Origin of the sequence: Staphylococcus succinus (assembly GCF_029024945.1) — a bacterium.
GTDB classification, from domain to species: domain Bacteria; phylum Bacillota; class Bacilli; order Staphylococcales; family Staphylococcaceae; genus Staphylococcus; species Staphylococcus succinus.
Window position 1 is genome coordinate 461,676 of the sequence record NZ_CP118976.1, and the last position, 18,554, is coordinate 480,229.

The window sequence follows — 18,554 nt, forward strand, 5'->3', positions numbered from 1 at the left end:
GAAATAATATGGAACATATTTATAGAGAAGGCGAAGCAAATGCGCCGACATTTATTTTATTGCATGGCACTGGTGGAGACGAGAAAGATTTATTACCTTTGGCTACAGTATTAAATGATAAATATAATGTATTAAGTGTAAGAGGTGAAATTTCTGAAAATGGTATGAATCGCTTTTTCAAACGTCATGGAGAAGGTCAGTATGATGTTGAAGATCTTAATTATAGAACTGAACGTTTAATTACATTTTTAAAAGAAGCGGCTCAAAGATATAATTTTGATTTGTCACAAGCGGTACCTGTAGGTTTTTCAAATGGTTCAAACATTGCAATTAGTATGATATTACATGAAGATACTATTTTTAATACAGCGCTATTGTATGCACCACTTTATCCTATAGAGATTACAAACGATAAAGACTTAAGTCAAATGAATGTATTGCTTTCTATGGGAGAAAATGACCCAATTGTCACAGTAGAAGATAGTAAGAATGTCATTGATATTTTTAAAAATCGCGGAGCGAATGTGACTGAGGTATGGGTAAATAGCCATGAACTTACACAAGCGGGTGTACAAGCAGGGCAAAAAGTGTTGAATCAGTAAGTGGCATTTAAATGATTTGAATTTTAAGCGTTGAGACAAATATTGCTTTAGTAGAGGATAAAACCTATTTTCTGAAAGCATAACTTGTGTCTCAACGCTTTTTTAGTGAATGGAAAAATAACATATTAAGTGTTAGTGGTAGATGTAGAAATAAACTAATATTTAGATATTCAAAATAAAGTAAGCTACAATTATAAAATATAAATATAACGAAATTAAAGGTGGCCATCATTATGGAAAATAGCGCGTTAATAGTAATGGATATGCAAAATGGCATTGTAAATGGTTTAGAATTTAAAGATGAGGTAATTAAACATAATCAGCAAGCTATTGAAGCAGCAAGGCAAAATAACATACCAGTTATATTTGTAAGAGTGGCTTTTAATGGAACATTTCTAGAAGTCTCTCCCAATAACAAAATGTTCTCTGAATATCAAGCAAGCGGTCAACAGATGTCATTGACTGATGAATCAACACAAATCATTGAATCATTAAATCGTAAAGAAGATGAACCAATTGTAACTAAACATCGGCTAAGTGCATTTACAGGCAGTAATTTAGAAGTATTATTACGAGGCCTTCAAGTTAATCATATAGTGTTAACAGGTGTAAGTACGAGCGGAGTCGTGTTATCTACGACAGTTGAAGCAGCAGATAAAGACTATAAAATCACTATATTAGAAGATGCTGTCACTGATAACAATAGTAAAAAGCATCAATTCTTAATGAATGAAATACTGACAAGATATGCTGAAATCAGTTCAACACATTCATGGACAGCAGTACAATAAAATTAAAGCCCCAAGTTATCGTCGAAGATTCAGTTCTGGCATTTAAAGCCAAGGGAATCGAGCGTTAACTTGGGGTTTTTATATTACATAAGGCCGATAAGTTTCATCCAAAGTGAGCCAATACCTAACCATACAACAAAGTAAAATATAGCTAATATAGCATTCATTGCCCACCAGCGATTTTGAGTTACATAGCCGGCAGAATAAAGAATAGGAGCAGGGCCACTACTATAGTGTGTTGTAGATGCCATTAAATTACCAAAGAAACCTAATATTAAAGCGCTGAATAATGGTGGCGCACCTGTTGCAATTGCCACGGCAAGTAAAGCAGAATACATGGCACTCACATGTGCTGTCGAACTTGCAAACAGATAGTGAGAGTAGAAGTAGAAGAGCACTAGTATGATGAGGACAATTGGCCAACTTAAGCCGCCTAAACTGCCTGATATACTTTTACTTAACCACGGTATAAAACCAAGTTCATTGAGTTGATTTGCCATCATAACTAAGATTGAGAACCAAACTAATGTATTCCAAGCACCTGTTTCTTTTAAGACGTCGTTCCATGTCAGTACGCCTGTAATGAGTAAAAGAGATAATGCAATAAATGCAGTTAAGGTTGCATCAATATTTAAGAGGCTACCTAATACCCAAAGTATGAGTGCTATTAAAAAGATACCGATCATGAATTTTTCACTCTTAGATATTGTACCCATATCGTTTAACTCATTTTGAGCCCATGTTTTGGCATTTGGTGTTTCTTTAATTTCAGGTGGATATAACTTATAGATGATTAACGGTACTAAAATTAAAGAAATAATTCCGGGGATGAGGGCGGCTAAGAACCAGTTCATCCAAGTAATATCGACGCCTTGATGTTTTGCGAGTGATTGAGCTAATGGATTACCAGCCATCGCAGTTAAAAACATAGCAGCTGTAATTAAATTACCATGAAATTCTGTAAAAATAAGAAATGCTCCCATTTTACGTTGTGTACCGTCTTCAGGTTTAGAACCAAAAGAGCGAGAGAGCGCATTAATAATTGGGAACATAATCCCACCAGCACGAGCCGTGTTACTTGGGGTTGCAGGTGCTAAAATCAGATCAACACCTATCAGTGAATAGCCTAGACCTAAAGTCTTCTTGCCGAATAGTTTGACGAATTGCAATGCGATACGTCTCCCTAAGCCTGTTTTTACAAATCCTCTTGAGATAAAAAAAGCCATGGCAATTAGCCAAATACTACTGTTACCAAACCCAGCGACCGCAGTATCTATTTTGACCGTACTCGTAAGCACAGTGAGTGAGAAACCAATCATTGCGACTGCACCAATTGGTAAAGGTTGAGTAATACAACCAATAATCGTTGCAACGAATATAGCGAACATATGCCATGCTGTTGCATCTACGCCATCTGGTTTAAATGGGGTAAGAAACCAGATGATGAGCCCAACAACTACAGGGATAATGAACTTTTTATAATTAATATTACTATTCACAAATCTTCACCTTTCTTTACTTTCAATTTTTAAAATATTAGGAACTAAGCTTGCATGCATAGCTACCCACTATCAATAAAAGAGAAAAGACTATTATAAGTTTGAATGAAGTGACGTAACGCGTATGGATTCGTATATCTTATATCTTCAATAGTTCCATCTCATTTCTTAATTTATATATATAATTTTCATAATAATTATAGTGTCAGCAAAACATATTGTAAAGGTGACATAAACATTAACATTATCAAAGGTAGGAACAGCAAATATTAGCTGTTTTATGTAAGACAATAATTGATTATATAATATCATTAATAGGAAACATAAAGACATGTGAAGGATTGATTAAACTATCGTAATTTTTAAAAATAAATGATAACGTTTTCATATAGAGGAAGGCCTTCTAATCAAAATTTATTGCAACAATTTAAACCCAAAATGAATATGAGTAGGTGACAAGTAAATGGAAAGAAATTTAACTAAATTTCAAAAGTATGCATTTGGATTTGGTACAGTCGGCAAGGACGCTGTATTTAACATTGTAAGTTTATTTTTGATGTTTTATATGAGTGATATTTTAGGATTATCTCCCGCTTTTGCAGGAGTGTTATTTTTTGTTGCTAGGATTTGGGATGCTATTAATGATCCAGTGATGGGGATGATTGTAGATAATACACGTAATAAGCTAGGTAAATTTAAAACATGGCTTATTGTAGGAACATTGATTAATGCAGTAATCACGGTATTATTATTTACCAATTTTGATATGTCTACCACTTCGATGTACGTATATATATCGATTGTATATATACTGTGGGGAATGACATATACAATTATGGATATTCCTTATTGGTCTTGGTTACCAAACTTAACAAGTAACCCCAGGGAAAGAGAAGAAATAGCTGTAGTTCCGCGATTTTTTGCGAGCTTTGCAGCATTAATTATTGGTAGTTTTGGTCTATGGTTTATAGATGAATTAGGTGCTTTGTTTGATAGTGGTTCTAGGGAAACAGGTATCTTTATACTAGCTATTATTTGTAGTGTTATTTTTATTATAACTATAGGAATCACAGTCATTTTTGTTAAAGAAGATGTAGAAATTGAAAGGCAGAATGCTATTAAAGTTAATTTTAAAGATATATGGCGTATTTTATTTAAAAATAAAGAACTATTAGCGATTATTGGTGTAATTCTTGCATTTAACTTATGTGGTCAAATGATTAATGGCATTATTATTTACTATTTTAAATATGTAACAAACGCTGAAAGTTTATTCTCGCTATTTAATACATTAATTATTATGGAAATGGTAGCTTTGTTAGTCTTTCCATTTTTAGTGAAAAGGTTAGGACGTACCATAGTATTTAATAGTGCTATTTTAAGTGTTATTATGGGTCTCTTTGTCATATTAATTGCAGGATTTGTAGCACCCCAAGCGCCTTTATGGATTATTTTAGGAGGTGGTCTCATCAGATATGGTACTGGAACATTAGTAGGTGTAAATACTGTCGCATTAGCAGATGTTATAGATTATAGTGAAGTTAAATTTGGGCAACGCAATGAAAGTGTGATTACATCTACACAAACATTTTTAGTGAAGTTGGCACAAGCGATAGCTGGCTTATGTGTAGGTCTTGGTCTTTCACTTGTAGGTTATATCCCTAACCAAGCCCAAACAGCAGGAACAATTTTAGGAATGAGAATTGAAATGATTGGTATACCGCTCATATTTATTATTGCTTGTGGTGTACTTTACCATAAGGCATTTAATTTAAAAGGCGATTTTTTAAGTGATATACAAAAAACGTTATATTATAAGCGTAAAAATAAAGAAAAACAAACCGATATTTAGTCGTTGTATCATTGCGAATTAAACACCGTAACGTGCTCTATATGCTGTAGCACTTATTTTGAAATAGTGCTTAAATGACTTAGAAAAAACGAGCGGGTCTTTATAACCTACACTGTAAGCAATATAGCTAATAGGGTGTGAAGTTTGTATTAACAGTTGAGCAGCTTGATACATACGAAGATGTATCAAATATGTTTTAGGTGATACATTGAAATGCTTAATAAACATTTTATAAAGATAACTTCTACTCAAATTCGCTTTTTTAGCAACGTCATCAATAGTAATGTTTGAAGTGAAATTCTGGTTTATAAAATCTAATGCCACTTGAATATTTGTATGTAATTGTTGGTTATCTAGAATGTCTTGATGGGTCGGAAATGTTTCTTGTAAGCAATGTAACAACTCAAATAAGTATTGATTTAATAAGATATCTTGTGATTTTTTAATATCCATATTTGCGGATAAATCACATATTTTAGAAATAATTGAAAATAGTAGTGTTGTATCATAATTTTTCATTACAATATGCTCAGCTAAAGCTGAACGAGAAAAATAGGTATGTGCTTGTTTGCCACTTATACCTACCCAATAATAGCGCCAAGGCTTATTTATTGAAGGGTTATATTGAACTTTCATGCCTTTTTTTAAAACAAAAACATCGCCAGCACATAAATGATGCGTTACGCCATCATATATAAAATCACCTTCACCTTCTGAAACAATGTGAATTACAACAGGGCGAGTAACAATATAATCATATCCAATAATAGATGTGCCTATTTCAATACCGCATTCATCAACTTGGGCTTCATAATTAAATTTTTTGAATTTTTTCCATAATAAATGCATGAGGACACCCACTTTATAAAGATTAGTTTTAAATTATTATACCACATATATATTAAATAATATTTGAATATATTATTGGAGAAGATAAAAGTTAGGAGCGGATTTGTTTGAATTTTAAATTTCATACTGATATAGAAAAACAAAGTGTAAACGCATTACCGAAACATGCTTATTTTGTACCATATACTAATAAGACAGAAGCTTTTTCTAATCCGAAGCGGGAACATATGAATAGAGTAACGTTGCTCAATGGAACATGGAAATTTAGATATTTTGAGAGTTTAAATGAGTTTTTAAAGCAGCATGAATTATTAGAATTTGATGAAATTCCTGTACCAAGCGTTTGGAATTTACATGGATATGATCAATTACAGTATACAAATGTACAATATCCTATTCCATACGATCCTCCTTATGTACCTGAAAAGAATCCATGTGGTTTTTACCAAAAAGATTTTGATATAAAAAATTACGATGAAAAATTAGACTATCATTTAAACTTTGAAGGTGTAGCTGGTGCATATTATGTATGGGTAAATCACCAATTTGTAGGATACGGACAAATTGCACATGATATTAATGAATTTGATATTTCTTCATTTGTAAGAGCACAAAATAATAAAATTGAAGTATTAGTGTTCAAATATTCGGATGCCACTTATTTTGAGGGTCAAGACATGTTTAGACATTCGGGTATTTTTAGAGATGTTTATGTGGTAGGGAGAAGTAAAAAACGGATTATTGATTTCAAAATAGAGACAAAATTAGGTGAGTATGAAGCAGCGACGATTGAAGTAGCGATTTTAAAGCAGAAACAAAACCCTGAAGTAACTTATCAATTATTAGATAATGAAGGCAATGTTATTGCTGTTGATAATGCAGCATTAGAAGGATTTTCAATCACTGTGCCAGAAGCGAAATTATGGAGTGCAGAGCGTCCCTATTTATATGAATTATTTGTAATAACAGCGGATGAAGTAATTAGCCAAAAAATCGGAATTAGGGAAGTTACTATTTCTAATAATAAATTATTAATCAATGACCAAGCGATTAAATTAAGAGGGGTCAATTACCATGATAGTGATCCTGAAACTGGATATTCAATAAGTAAAGAACGATTACTTGAGGATTTTAAACTTATGAAAGCAGGCAATTTTAATGCGATTCGTACAGCGCACTATCCAAAGTCCCCGTATTTTTATGAACTTGCGAATCAATATGGCTTTTACGTTATGAGCGAAGCAGACCTTGAAACACATGGTGTCGTATTACTATATGGTGAAGAGAATAACGAGGATTATAACCTCATTGCAGATGATAAACGATTTGAGAAACCCATTATAGAAAGAGTAGTATCATCGATCGTCCCATTGAAAAATTTTACTTCAATTATTTCATGGTCTATGGGCAATGAAGCTGGTTTTGGCTGTAACTTTGAGAGGGCGTTGGAACAAGCAAAGCAATTAGATACTACGAGACCATTACATTATGAAGGGGCGTTGTATGCTGAGGATCATCATGATTTATCACTAATTGATATGATTAGTAGAATGTATCCTTCTACCGATGAATTGGTACAACGCTATCTATCAAAAGAAGATTTAGATAAACCTATTGTTCTATGTGAGTATGCACACGCTATGGGAAATTCTCCTGGAGGTCTTAAAGAATATCATGAATTAATGGAGAATTATGATGCGTTTATAGGTGGTTTTGTATGGGAGTGGTGTGATCATGCAATCAAAACAACTATCCAAAATGGCACATCGGTATATAGATATGGCGGCGATTTTGGAGAAAAGGTACATGATGGTAACTTTTGTGTAGATGGCATTGTGAACCCAGATAGGGTGCCTCATGATAATTATTTTGAATTTCAACAAATACATCGTCCTATTATTTTAAAAGAACACAACGCTACTAATTATATTTTCGAAAATAGACTGGATTTTGTTGATGTATCTGAAATAATTAATATAATTTGTACAGTAACTCATCGAGACGGTGAAAAGGTTGTATTTGAGCTAGAGTTACCTGAATTTAAACCTCATACAATTATCGAAATGAATTTGAGTGAATATATTATGCTAGATACAGTCAGTGATGTTTCATTTGCTTATGTAGTTAAAAAGGATCAATTATTATTACAAAAAGATACCTATTTAGGTACCGATCAAGTTATTTATAAACGAAGAGATATAGCTGCTTTGAATAACAAGCAGCAAGAAAAGGTTTCTCTAATCAAGAACACATCACAAGAAGTCGTTGTTAAGTACCAGAATTGGTATTATGTTTTTGATAAACATTGTGGTGTTCTATCGAAAGTGGTGCACGAGCAGCATATTTTAGTCAATAACCCTATACAACTTACAGTATGGAGAGCCCCGACAGACAATGATAGTCATGTCAAAGTTGAATGGAAAAAGATGAATTATGATTCATTACGTCCAAGAGTTTATGAGACATCTGTGAAGCAACATCATGATGGAAGCGTTACGATTTGTTTCGACCTAGCACTTATAGAAGATCGTCGACCTAAAGTGATGACAGGGACACTAACATGGAGTGTTTTAAATCAAGGTGAAATATCAGTAGATTACAATATGAAGAAAGAGGCAAGAGCGCCATTTTTACCTAGATTCGGTATGACGTTCAAATTATCTGAGCAGTTTGAAGCATTAAAATATTATGGTTTCGGGCCATTCTGTAGTTATATTGATAAAAGAGAAGCAAGTTATTTAGATATGTTTGAAACAACCGTAACTCAGAATTTTGAACATCATATTATGCCTCAAGAAACAGGAAGTCACATTGATACAAGTTACATCGCATTAAGTGATGGCCAGTATCAAGCAGAAGTGATAGCAGAAAAACCAATAAGTTTTAATGCAAAACATTATTCAGATTACCAATTAACGGTAGCTAATCATGATGATGAATTAACCGCAGAACCCTATACATTTTTAACTATTGATGAGGGACAAAGTGGTATTGGTACAAATAGCTGTGGGCCTAGACTACCAGAAAAGTATCAATTAAACCAATCACAATTTAAATTGAAATATAAAATACATTTTAACAAGCTTTAAAATTGAAACAATCATGTGATATTTAGGTAGCAGAAGTATGAGGTAATAAAAATTGTTATAAATTTAGAAGTAACTGAAAGATACATTACTTGTGTCTTTCAGTTTTTTGACGTTTATCTAATGTTAAATAGGTATATAGTTATAATGTAAATTTAGACAAAAAGAAAAATAATATAAAAGTGAACTTAATTTGTATATTATGAGTAATAAATGAAGCTTATTTTAATGCGTTACGCTCCAAATTTTGGTAGTATGTTTGCTTAATGCTTTTTTGAGTGATATCGTTCGTTGAATTGCATGATTGTAGACGTTTGATAATTAAATGAAATAGAGAGAGGGAGTATACGTGTCTTTACTAAATTTGCCACTAATGCTAGTCATTGTTATATTTTTAGCATTAGGTATTTTCAGCCAGTGGTTTGCTTCTAGAATCAAATGGCCATCTATTGTAGTTATGGCTATAGTAGGGTTGCTTGTGGGACCTGTGTTTGGCTTAATTAATCCACAAGAAAGTTTAGGAGAATCAGCGTTTAGTCCGTTAGTGTCTATAGCAGTTGCGATTATACTTTTTGAAGGTAGCAGTAATTTGGATTTTCGTGAGTTAAGAGGTATATCCAAAGCAGTGGTTCGCATTATTACAATTGGTGCAATTATCGCATGGATTTTAGGTGCAATTACGCTGCACTATGTGCTTGATTTTTCAATTGCAATTTCGTTGGTTTTGGGTGGACTGTTTTTAATAACTGGACCAACTGTGATTCAACCCTTATTAAAGCAGGCTAAAGTGCGCAAAAGTGTGGATTCAATATTAAGATGGGAAAGTATTATCCTAGATCCTATTGGACCGATGTTAGCGTTAGGTGCATTTTATGTCTTTCAAATTATAGAACAAGGCTTTAACTTACAAATTATTTTGAGTTTTGTCTTACGTTCATTCATTGCTGTCATTGTTGGATTTGCAGCATCTTATTTATTTATGTGGTTAATTAAACGTGATCTTATACCACAAAATTTAATGCCACCGATTCAATTGGTATTCATCCTACTGACTTTTGCGATTTGTGATGAATTCCTACCAGAATCAGGTTTATTAGCAGTTACAATATTTGGTTTAATGATGGCTCGAATGAAGCGACATGACCTCATATTTAAAGAATCAGATCACTTTATTGAAAATATGTCGACAATTATGGTTTCAACCGTATTTATATTGATTACTTCATCGTTGACCTTAGAAGTCTTGAAAAGTATCTTATCGTGGAAATTATTTATTTTTTGTGCAATTATGATTATTTTAGTTAGACCTTTATCAATTTTGTTAGCTACAATTAATACTGAAATTTCAAAACGAGAACGAGCAATGGTATCAATGATGGCACCAAGAGGTATCGTTGTGCTAACAGTAGCTCAGTTCTTTGGTGGTTTGTTTGTAGAAAAGGGCACACCGATGGCTGAATATATTACTCCGGTTACTTTTGGCTTGGTATTTGTAACAGTGGTTATTTATGGTTTTAGTTTCTTGCCATTGAGTAAAGTTATGCGGCTTTCAAGTACAGAACCACCAGGCGTAATCATAGTAGGCGAAAGTGAATTTTCTTTTCATCTCGGTGCGAAGCTAAGAGCGCATCGAATACCAGTTATGACATTTAATTTATTTAATAATACATCACAACGTTCCAAAGATTTGGATTTCGAAGTATTTGAAGGTAACTTACTTTCAAGTAATGATCGTATTTATGCAGATATGACGCGTTATAATAAATGTTTACTTATGACGCAATCATTTGTCTTTAATAGTTTAGCCTTTAATGAACTTGTACCTGAATTCGGATTGAAAAATGTCGACATGATGCCAGTGTCATTCACTGATGAACACGCTCGTAGTAATGTCGATGGACCGATTAGAAACCATATTTTATTTGATAAAAATTTCACTTCACATTGGTTTAATCGTTTTATCGTTAATCATAATATATTAGAAATTCCAGTTTCAAATAAGCGACAATTAACTAAAAATGACATGATCTTATATCATATTAGCGATAATAAAGTTGTTACTTTTAAACGTAATAATAGTTTAATTGATGCAGATAATGGCACAATTGGCTATTTGAAAGATGCATATTTACATCAAAATATATAATGAAAACCCATTTGCGCTTAATTAAATTTTTGGGCAAATGGGTTTTAAATTTGTTTTATGTTTTAGGTATTTAGTTTACATAACGATCATGCATCAGTTCTTTGAGTATGTCTATTTTTTCCTGAATTTCTTGACCTGTATTAGTATCTCTTATTTTTTTTCGTTTCAATTCTTTATCAACAACACGACGAATAGATAATTCATCGGCACCGTTAAGTAATACATGTTTTTTTGAATTGAAATGTTGATGTGCTACGAGTTGCATACCAAATGAATTATAAAGTAGCGTGTAGCCGGCGATACCAGTTGTTGACTGGTATGCTTTAGAGAAACCACCATCAATCACAATCATTTTACCTTCAGCTTTAATGGGGTTTTCACCATCAATTTCTTTAACCGGTGTATGTCCATTAATGATATGGCCTTGATCTGGATCGAGTCCAAAGTCTTTAAGCATTTTTCTGCACATATTTACATCTTCACGTAAATGATAATATGGATTTTTGGTTTCTTTATGAGCAGATTTATCTTTTATGAAGTAACGTTCGAAAGTTGTCATAGCACGTTTACCAAATAATGAAGAATATTTCCCGGTCCATAAATACCATACAAGATCTGTTGCCAAATCATCCTCGATGTCTTTGTGATCAAAGGCGACTCTCACATAATCTTCGAAATGGTCTAATAGATCTCTACCATAATGTTTAACCCCATCAATAGTCATGGATTCCATCTCTCCATTTTCATCTACAGGAATACAGCCATGTATAAGCAAGTTTCCATTATAAGGCAAATACAGTTTTCCTTTTTGCATTAAAAATGTCATGTGACGTTTTAATTTTTCAGATTGTTGTACTGACAATAGTAGTTTGTCCATGACCTCAGCTTCTTCTTCAATTAATTTATTTGGGTCTTCAGGGTCAATTGTTTGGAAGCAAGTATTATCTAAAGTATATGTTTTTCCATAAAGCGTTGCTTCATTTTTTTCATAATCAATACTTTCTAATACTAAGCGTTCTTCCATTTCAAAAGTTGGACGACGCTTAATAATAGGTGCTTCTAGTTTGAACTGTATGATTGCGATAGCTTGATGTATCTTAGTAATTTGTTCTAATTCTGGATCTGTCAATGCTTCAGGATTTTTAGGTCTAAAAGCTAAATTTGAGCCATCATAATATTTTTCAGCAAGTGTTAATAAGGGACGTAAATTTATACCATAAGCATCTTCTATAATATCTAAATTATCATAGCGAGCACAGATACGTAGTAAATTAGCTAAGCAAACTTTAGATCCTGCATAGGCACCTATCCATAAAACATCATGATTGCCCCATTGAATATCCACAGAAGGGTACGCAATCAGAGTTTCCATAATTTTGTCAGGTTCAGGGCCACGGTCATAAATATCTCCAACAACATGTAAGTGATTGACAACAAGGTGTTGAACAGTAAAGGACAGCCCAATAATTAAATCGTCAGATTGTTCAAGTTCGATGATTTGATTGATTAGTTTTTCATAATAAGATTGTTTGTTGTTATATTTATTACTTTTATAAAGGAGTTCTTCAATGATAAAAACATAATTTTTAGGTAAAGACTTTCGTAATTTTGTACGTGTATATTTTGAAGATGCATAAGTAATTAATTTAATTAAACGATTAATGGTTGTAATGTACCATTCATTCAATTCAGATTTAGAGTTAAAACTATTTTTGATTAATTTTAATTTTTCCTCGGGATAATAAACAAGTGCTGCAAATTCATTAATTTCTCTACGTGTGAGTGTATCTTGAAAGATGTCATTTATTTTGGAACGCACATTTCCAGAACCGTTGCGTAATACATGTTGGAATGCATGAAATTCTCCATGTAAATCACTAACGAAATGTTCCGTACCCTTTGGAAGCTCTAGTATAGATTCAAGGTTAATGATTTCTGTAGCTAACTCTTCTTTATTGTTAAATTGTTCAGATAAGAGATCTAAGTATCTCCCCTTCACGCTTTTGTCTGTTGGTTTACGCATTATTTAGGTCACTCCAGTTGTAATATTTTCATTTATATGGTCTACACGTCTGAGTAAAACGCTTCCATTTATATCGTATATTGTAGCACTAATTTTGACTGCTTTGTCTATTTCTTATTATATTATGAATTTTAATTAAATTCTAAAATATGGCTTGTTGTATAACATAAATTAATTGAAAGTTAGGGGGATAGTAGTTAAAACAACTGTAAAGATTATGATTTTAAGGTGTTAATAAGGGAAAAAGAAATTATGTTACTCAAATATATAAAAATGGTTATTTGTATAAACATTGTAGAAAACATTCATTTTAATGAATGTTAATATGTGTTTTATTACTAATTGAAAAACTAAATACACTATTGGTTATGTAACTTATAAAACCCTTTTAAATGTTGATATATAGCTAAAAAGTGCGTTTTGTCGTAATTGAATATAGAATTAATTTATAAAAAGCCCTTTAAAAATCTCTATACTTTTGTATAATGAATGCATGTAACAAAATTATTTATAGGGGAGTTATTTCATGTTTACATTGGGGGCAACATTGTCGAGCCAAGTTAATCCAAATTGGCAGACATATATTATGCTTAGTGCTTACTTCCTAGTGTTATTGATTATTGGGTATTATGGATATAAACAATCAACAGGGAATTTAAGCGAGTATATGTTAGGTGGTAGAAATATTGGTCCATATGTAACAGCGTTATCTGCAGGTGCATCTGACATGAGTGGATGGATGGTAATGGGCTTGCCAGGCGAAGTGTATACAACTGGTTTATCAGCAGCATGGCTAGCAATTGGTTTAACAATTGGCGCATACATAAACTATATCGTGGTAGCACCACGTCTTCGTGTATATACAGAGAAGGCTGGAGATGCAATTACATTGCCAGATTTTTTTAAGAATCGTTTAGATGATCAATCAAATGTGATTAAGATTATTTCCGGTGCAATTATAGTAGTGTTTTTTACGCTTTATACTCACTCGGGAATGGTATCTGGAGGTAAGTTATTCGATAGTGCATTTGGATTAAATTATCATTTTGGATTAGTTTTAGTAGCTGCAATCGTTATTGCATATACATTTTTCGGTGGCTATTTAGCCGTGTCTATAACAGATTTTTTTCAAGGGGTAATCATGTTAATTGCCATGGTAATGGTACCGATAGTTGCAATGATGCAATTGAGTGGTCTTGATACATTATCACAAGCAGCAGCGTTAAAACCTACAAACCTAGATTTATTTAGAGGGACGACAGTGATAGGTATTATTTCGTTCTTTGCTTGGGGCCTAGGTTATTTTGGGCAACCTCATATTATTGTTCGTTTTATGTCTATTAAATCAGTCGCACAACTTAAAACAGCCAGACGTTTTGGGATAGGGTGGATGATAATTAGCTTATTAGGTGCAGTAGGTGTTGGATTAGTAGGAATTACATTTGTCAATGAAGGCGGTGTAACGCTAGAAGATCCAGAAACATTATTTATTTTAATGGGACAAATATTATTTCATCCTTTAGTTGGTGGATTCTTATTAGCTGCAATTTTAGCTGCAATTATGAGTACGATTTCTTCACAACTATTAGTAACATCAAGTTCTTTAACTGAAGATTTCTACAAACTGTTTCGTGGAGAAGCGGCAGCTAAGGCACATGAAAAAGAATTTGTACTTGTTGGACGTTTATCTGTTATCGTTGTAGCCATCATTTCAATTATAATTGCTTGGTCTCCAAACGATACAATTTTAAATCTTGTAGGTAATGCCTGGGCAGGTTTTGGTGCAGCATTTGGACCACTTGTTCTATTGTCATTATATTGGAAAGGATTAAGTCGAACTGGTGCAGTAAGTGGGATGTTAGCTGGTGCAATCGTAGTTGTATTATGGATTGTATATGTTAAACCACTAGGAGAGGTAAATGATTTCTTCAATTTATATGAAATTATACCTGGGTTCTTAACGAGTTTGATAGTAACAGTTGTTATTAGTAAGTTTACTAAGAAGCCTCAAATTGATGTTGAATCGGATTTAGAGGAAGTACGACAACTTGTTAAAGGTGACATTAAGAACTAACAATTATAATTTATTTAGGGGTTAAATTATGATTGATAATTAAACAAAGTACTAGACTTAGCACTTCTTTGATTTGTATTACTTAATATCAATTGTCTAGATGAAAAAGGGAGAAATATAGAGAACGTGAAAGACTAACTTCAAAGGGGGAGTTAGTCTTTTTTTACATCAAAAAAGGACTACGCTTACGTAGCCCTTAATAGTAAGAAATTACTGTGCACGATTTTTTTTGAATAAATAATAAAAAATATAAATGATTGCTAAAAAAATAATTGCGTACATAATATAAGAGTATGTATGTAATCCGTTCATTAATACATCCCAACTGCCACTTAGCACACTACCTAAATAAATTAAAGCGAAATTCCAAATTGTCGTACCAATTAATGATAATATGACAAAAATAAAAATGTTCATTCTATTAATCCCAGCAGGAATAGTAATAAGTACACGTAATACAGGGATAAATCGACATATAAATACTGCGATTGGACCATAATGTTTAAACCAGTTATTCGCGCGTTCTACGTCTTTGCCTCTGAGCTTAATCCATTTTCCATATTTATCCACAAAACGGTATAAACGTTTTTCTGAAACGAGTCTACTGATATAGTAGAGTACAATTAATCCTATAAGAGAAGCGAATGTAGATATGATAAACAGCGTGCCGATGGATAAGTCAGATTTAACAGACATTAAGCCAGCAAAGGTTAATATAATTTCAGAGGGTATAAAAGGTAGTATATTTTCTAATAATATTAGTATCGCAATGGCTGCATAGCCCCATGTGCTGATAAAATTAGTAAGTATTTGTTCCATAATTATGAAATGAGCTCCTTTGAAAATGAACGTATTATTATTGCTTTTTAAGCATTTGCATTCATTATAGTCCAATTTAGAGAATTGTGCAGAAAAAGTTACTACTACTTTAGTATGAATTCATTCTAAAAAGATAAGATTTATTTTTTAAGATAAGTTTAAATAAATTCCTTTTATAAGAGTAATATGTAAAAAAAGATTGTAAGCGATTACACGATGTGGTAATATCTAGGAAACACAATAGGTCATATGATGACTAGTAACTTTAAGGGAGAAAGTGTGGAGAGAATATGGAACAAAAAAGATCAAATGTCAGATGGTATTTTGCGATTGCATTTTTTATTATTGGGGTTATTGCTTATATGGATCGTTCTAATATATCTATTATTGCTGGACCAATGATGGAAGATTTACATTTAACTAAGACACAGTTCGGTTTGTTAGCATCATTTTTCTCATTAGGATATGCATTAATGCAAGTTCCTTCAGGATTTTTAGCAGAAAAATTTGGTTCTAAAAAAATGCTTACCATTGCACTTGTATGGTGGAGTGCATTTACGATTTTGACGGGCGTTGTGAAAAACCATGGTCTGTTATATGCAGTACGTTTCCTATTTGGTATAGGGGAAGCACCAATGTATCCTTCGAATGCAGTATTCAATTCATTTTGGTTTGCAAAAGGGGAAAAGGGACGTGCATCTAGTGTTTTATTAGCAGGTTCCTATTTTGGACCGGTTATTGCACCGGTAGTTACAATCGCTATCGTGAATATGTTTGGTTGGCAAGCAGTGTTTTATATCTTTGGTGTCATTGGGTTATTGATTTCAGTATTATGGGTTATTATTTCTAAAGATTTACCAGAGCAACATAAAATGGTTAATGAAGCTGAAAGACAGTATATATTGGAAAATCGTGATGTTATTAAAACTGAAAAAGCAAATGCGCCTTGGAATTTATTTTTAAAAAGATTCAGTTTTTATGCACTTGCAGCACAATATTTTGTAGTACAATTTGTTGTTTCATTATTTTTAATTTGGTTACCAACTTACCTAACAGAACAGTATCATGTTAAATTAAGTGATCCTGATATGGCTTGGGCAGCTGGAGCACCATGGATAGCGATGTTTATTTTGATTCTCCTTGGTGGAGCGATTTCAGACAAACTTTTACAAAGTGGAAAATCTCGCTTTGTTGCACGTGCTTCTATAGCAATTATTGGGTTTTTAGTCTTTTGTATTTCACTCTTTATGTCTATACAAACAGATAGTCTTGTAGTTAATGTTTTCTGGTTATCGCTATGTTTAGGTGGTATTGGAATTGCCACAGGAATGAGCTGGGCAGCAGCAACTGATTTAGGGCGTAATTTCTCTGGTTCAGTTTCAGGTTGGATGAACTTATGGGGAAATATTGGTGCGTTATTAAGTCCATTATTAGCAGGTATGATGGTAGATATCGTTGGCTGGACTGTCACATTAGAGCTTGTCATTATCCCAGTTATATTTGCAATCATTATGTGGTTCTTTGTACAACCTGATAAACCGCTCTTAATTGAAAAAGAAGATCTATAAAGTTTACATTATTTGTGTTTTGGTTATTATTAAGTATAATTGTTATACTTAGGAGGGAAAATATATGATTACAATTAATGCAATAATGAAAGTAGATCCATCAAAGCGTGAAGATTATTTAGAATTAGTGAAACCTTTAGTTGAAGGTGCTAGTAAAGAAGAAGGTTCATTATTTTATAAACAATTTGAACAAACTGACGAACCAAATACATTTGCGTTTATCGAGCAATATAAAGATGAAGAAGCGGTAGAAGCTCACAATAATTCGGAGCATTTCCAACAATTTTTCAAAGAAGTAAGTCAATATCTTACTGAAAAGCCTGCTATAACTGTTTCTCAAAGCAAATAAAATTTGTGGAATAATATGAGATAAAACCTAAGCTTACCTAATAGGGTATAAGTTTAGGTTTTATTTTTTAGAAAGTGAGAAATAATAATAACTATAACAGCGTATAAATTTAAACGTCTATAGTCATATTAATCGATTAATATAAAGCGGAATTTGTTTTGATAAGGGGGAGAAATAATCATGTTATATCAACACGGTACACTAGGCTTATTAATGGCTGGTTTATTAGATGGTACTGCATCAATCAATGAAGTATTAGAACATGGCAATCTAGGTATTGGGACGTTAACAGGTTCAGATGGGGAAGTCATTATATTAGATGGCGTGGCTTATCATGCCAATGAATTTGGTGATTTTAAACAATTAGATGGTCATGAGATGACGCCTTATGCTACAGTGACACCATTTCAACCTAATAATCATTTTGAAATACGTAATATTACAGATTCAGAAGCTGTTTTGAATGAAGTTCAGTGTAAAGCTGGAAGTAACAGTGTATTTATAGCGATTAAAATTACAGGTGAATTTGAGTTTATGCACGTTAGAATGATGCCAAAACAAGAAAAACCTTATACAAAACTTATAGAGTCAGCTAAAAGACAACCAGAATTTCAATATGAACACGTAAGGGGCAGCATTGTAGGGTTTTATACACCACAACTGTTCCATGGCATAGCTGCAAGTGGATTTCATTTACATTTTATTGATGAAGCTAGAACGTTAGGTGGTCATGTATTAAACTTTGAAGTTAACAAAGGATTAGTAGAATTAAGTAATATTGAGACATTAGAGCAACATTTTCCTACTAATGACAAAACTTTTTTAGAATCAGACATTGATTATTCGACTGTGAATGAAGATATAAAAGAAACAGAATAACTATTTGGATAAAGCAC

General features: G+C 32.7%; 13 protein-coding genes. 9 read left to right on the forward strand and 4 right to left on the reverse strand.

Annotated elements, in window-relative coordinates:
• Positions 1 to 8 precede the first annotated feature (8 nt).
• Both mhqD and PYW31_RS02015 read left to right on the forward strand, forming a co-directional pair.
• Positions 9 to 602: a methylhydroquinone degradation carboxylesterase MhqD gene (gene mhqD / locus PYW31_RS02010; RefSeq protein WP_046835901.1), complete on the forward strand. Its 594-nt coding sequence runs from the start codon at positions 9 to 11 to the stop codon at positions 600 to 602.
• Positions 603 to 835: 233 nt separating this feature from the next.
• Positions 836 to 1,393 (forward strand): cysteine hydrolase family protein, encoded by a 558-nt coding sequence (locus PYW31_RS02015; RefSeq protein ID WP_046835900.1) that lies wholly within the window; start codon positions 836 to 838, stop codon positions 1,391 to 1,393.
• Positions 1,394 to 1,476: 83 nt separating this feature from the next.
• On the opposite strand, the gene PYW31_RS02020 is transcribed toward PYW31_RS02015, so the two are convergent.
• Positions 1,477 to 2,892, reverse strand: a complete 1,416-nt coding sequence (locus PYW31_RS02020) for an anion permease (protein WP_046835899.1) — start codon at positions 2,890 to 2,892, stop codon at positions 1,477 to 1,479.
• Between the two features lie 463 nt (positions 2,893 to 3,355).
• Here PYW31_RS02020 and melB point away from each other — a divergent pair, with 463 nt between their 5' ends.
• Positions 3,356 to 4,744, forward strand: coding sequence for a melibiose:sodium transporter MelB (gene melB / locus PYW31_RS02025; RefSeq protein ID WP_046835898.1), 1,389 nt, complete (start codon positions 3,356 to 3,358; stop codon positions 4,742 to 4,744).
• An 18-nt stretch (positions 4,745 to 4,762) separates the two neighbouring features.
• On the opposite strand, the gene PYW31_RS02030 is transcribed toward melB, so the two are convergent.
• Positions 4,763 to 5,593 (reverse strand): AraC family transcriptional regulator, encoded by an 831-nt coding sequence (locus PYW31_RS02030; RefSeq protein ID WP_046835897.1) that lies wholly within the window; start codon positions 5,591 to 5,593, stop codon positions 4,763 to 4,765.
• 107 nt (positions 5,594 to 5,700) lie between these two features.
• On the opposite strand from PYW31_RS02030, the gene PYW31_RS02035 reads away from it, so the two are divergent.
• Together PYW31_RS02035 and PYW31_RS02040 are read left to right on the forward strand one after the other, a co-directional pair.
• A complete protein-coding gene (locus PYW31_RS02035) occupies positions 5,701 to 8,682 on the forward strand; it encodes a glycoside hydrolase family 2 TIM barrel-domain containing protein (protein WP_046835896.1) in 2,982 nt (993 codons plus the stop codon).
• Between the two features lie 370 nt (positions 8,683 to 9,052).
• Positions 9,053 to 10,825 carry a cation:proton antiporter gene (locus tag PYW31_RS02040; protein WP_063410256.1) on the forward strand — a complete coding sequence of 591 codons (1,773 nt, stop codon included), beginning with the start codon at positions 9,053 to 9,055 and terminating at the stop codon, positions 10,823 to 10,825.
• 70 nt (positions 10,826 to 10,895) lie between these two features.
• Here the strand turns inward: PYW31_RS02040 and PYW31_RS02045 are convergent, their stop codons facing one another.
• On the reverse strand, positions 10,896 to 12,848 hold the full coding sequence (locus tag PYW31_RS02045; RefSeq protein ID WP_046835894.1) for a fructose-bisphosphatase class III: 1,953 nt from the start codon (positions 12,846 to 12,848) through the stop codon (positions 10,896 to 10,898).
• A gap of 526 nt (positions 12,849 to 13,374) precedes the next feature.
• On the opposite strand from PYW31_RS02045, the gene putP reads away from it, so the two are divergent.
• Positions 13,375 to 14,922, forward strand: a complete 1,548-nt coding sequence (gene putP / locus PYW31_RS02050) for a sodium/proline symporter PutP (protein ID WP_046835893.1) — start codon at positions 13,375 to 13,377, stop codon at positions 14,920 to 14,922.
• Between the two features lie 210 nt (positions 14,923 to 15,132).
• Here the strand turns inward: putP and uptA are convergent, their stop codons facing one another.
• On the reverse strand, positions 15,133 to 15,741 hold the full coding sequence (gene uptA, locus PYW31_RS02055; protein WP_046835892.1) for an undecaprenyl phosphate transporter UptA: 609 nt from the start codon (positions 15,739 to 15,741) through the stop codon (positions 15,133 to 15,135).
• Positions 15,742 to 16,031: 290 nt separating this feature from the next.
• Between uptA and PYW31_RS02060 the strand changes: the two genes are divergently transcribed.
• The 3 genes from PYW31_RS02060 to budA all read left to right on the forward strand — a co-directional run bounded on the left by PYW31_RS02060 (position 16,032) and on the right by budA (position 18,537).
• Positions 16,032 to 17,309 (forward strand): pyruvate MFS transporter, encoded by a 1,278-nt coding sequence (locus PYW31_RS02060; RefSeq protein WP_046835891.1) that lies wholly within the window; start codon positions 16,032 to 16,034, stop codon positions 17,307 to 17,309.
• A 64-nt stretch (positions 17,310 to 17,373) separates the two neighbouring features.
• Positions 17,374 to 17,658, forward strand: a complete 285-nt coding sequence (locus PYW31_RS02065; protein ID WP_046835890.1) for a putative quinol monooxygenase — start codon at positions 17,374 to 17,376, stop codon at positions 17,656 to 17,658.
• Between the two features lie 180 nt (positions 17,659 to 17,838).
• Positions 17,839 to 18,537: an acetolactate decarboxylase gene (budA, locus tag PYW31_RS02070; RefSeq protein WP_046835889.1), complete on the forward strand. Its 699-nt coding sequence runs from the start codon at positions 17,839 to 17,841 to the stop codon at positions 18,535 to 18,537.
• Positions 18,538 to 18,554 lie beyond the last annotated feature (17 nt).

What these genes read in the sequence shown, in the direction of transcription:
- mhqD (WP_046835901.1), top strand. Translation starts at nt 9, where the DNA reads ATGGAACATATTTATAGAGAAGGCGAAGCAAATGCGCCGACATTTATT.
- PYW31_RS02015 (WP_046835900.1), top strand. Translation starts at nt 836, where the DNA reads ATGGAAAATAGCGCGTTAATAGTAATGGATATGCAAAATGGCATTGTA.
- melB (WP_046835898.1), top strand. Translation starts at nt 3,356, where the DNA reads ATGGAAAGAAATTTAACTAAATTTCAAAAGTATGCATTTGGATTTGGT.
- PYW31_RS02030 (WP_046835897.1), bottom strand. Translation starts at nt 5,593, where the DNA reads ATGCATTTATTATGGAAAAAATTCAAAAAATTTAATTATGAAGCCCAA.
- PYW31_RS02040 (WP_063410256.1), top strand. Translation starts at nt 9,053, where the DNA reads ATGCTAGTCATTGTTATATTTTTAGCATTAGGTATTTTCAGCCAGTGG.
- PYW31_RS02045 (WP_046835894.1), bottom strand. Translation starts at nt 12,848, where the DNA reads ATGCGTAAACCAACAGACAAAAGCGTGAAGGGGAGATACTTAGATCTC.
- putP (WP_046835893.1), top strand. Translation starts at nt 13,375, where the DNA reads ATGTTTACATTGGGGGCAACATTGTCGAGCCAAGTTAATCCAAATTGG.
- uptA (WP_046835892.1), bottom strand. Translation starts at nt 15,741, where the DNA reads ATGGAACAAATACTTACTAATTTTATCAGCACATGGGGCTATGCAGCC.
- PYW31_RS02060 (WP_046835891.1), top strand. Translation starts at nt 16,032, where the DNA reads ATGGAACAAAAAAGATCAAATGTCAGATGGTATTTTGCGATTGCATTT.
- PYW31_RS02065 (WP_046835890.1), top strand. Translation starts at nt 17,374, where the DNA reads ATGATTACAATTAATGCAATAATGAAAGTAGATCCATCAAAGCGTGAA.
- budA (WP_046835889.1), top strand. Translation starts at nt 17,839, where the DNA reads ATGTTATATCAACACGGTACACTAGGCTTATTAATGGCTGGTTTATTA.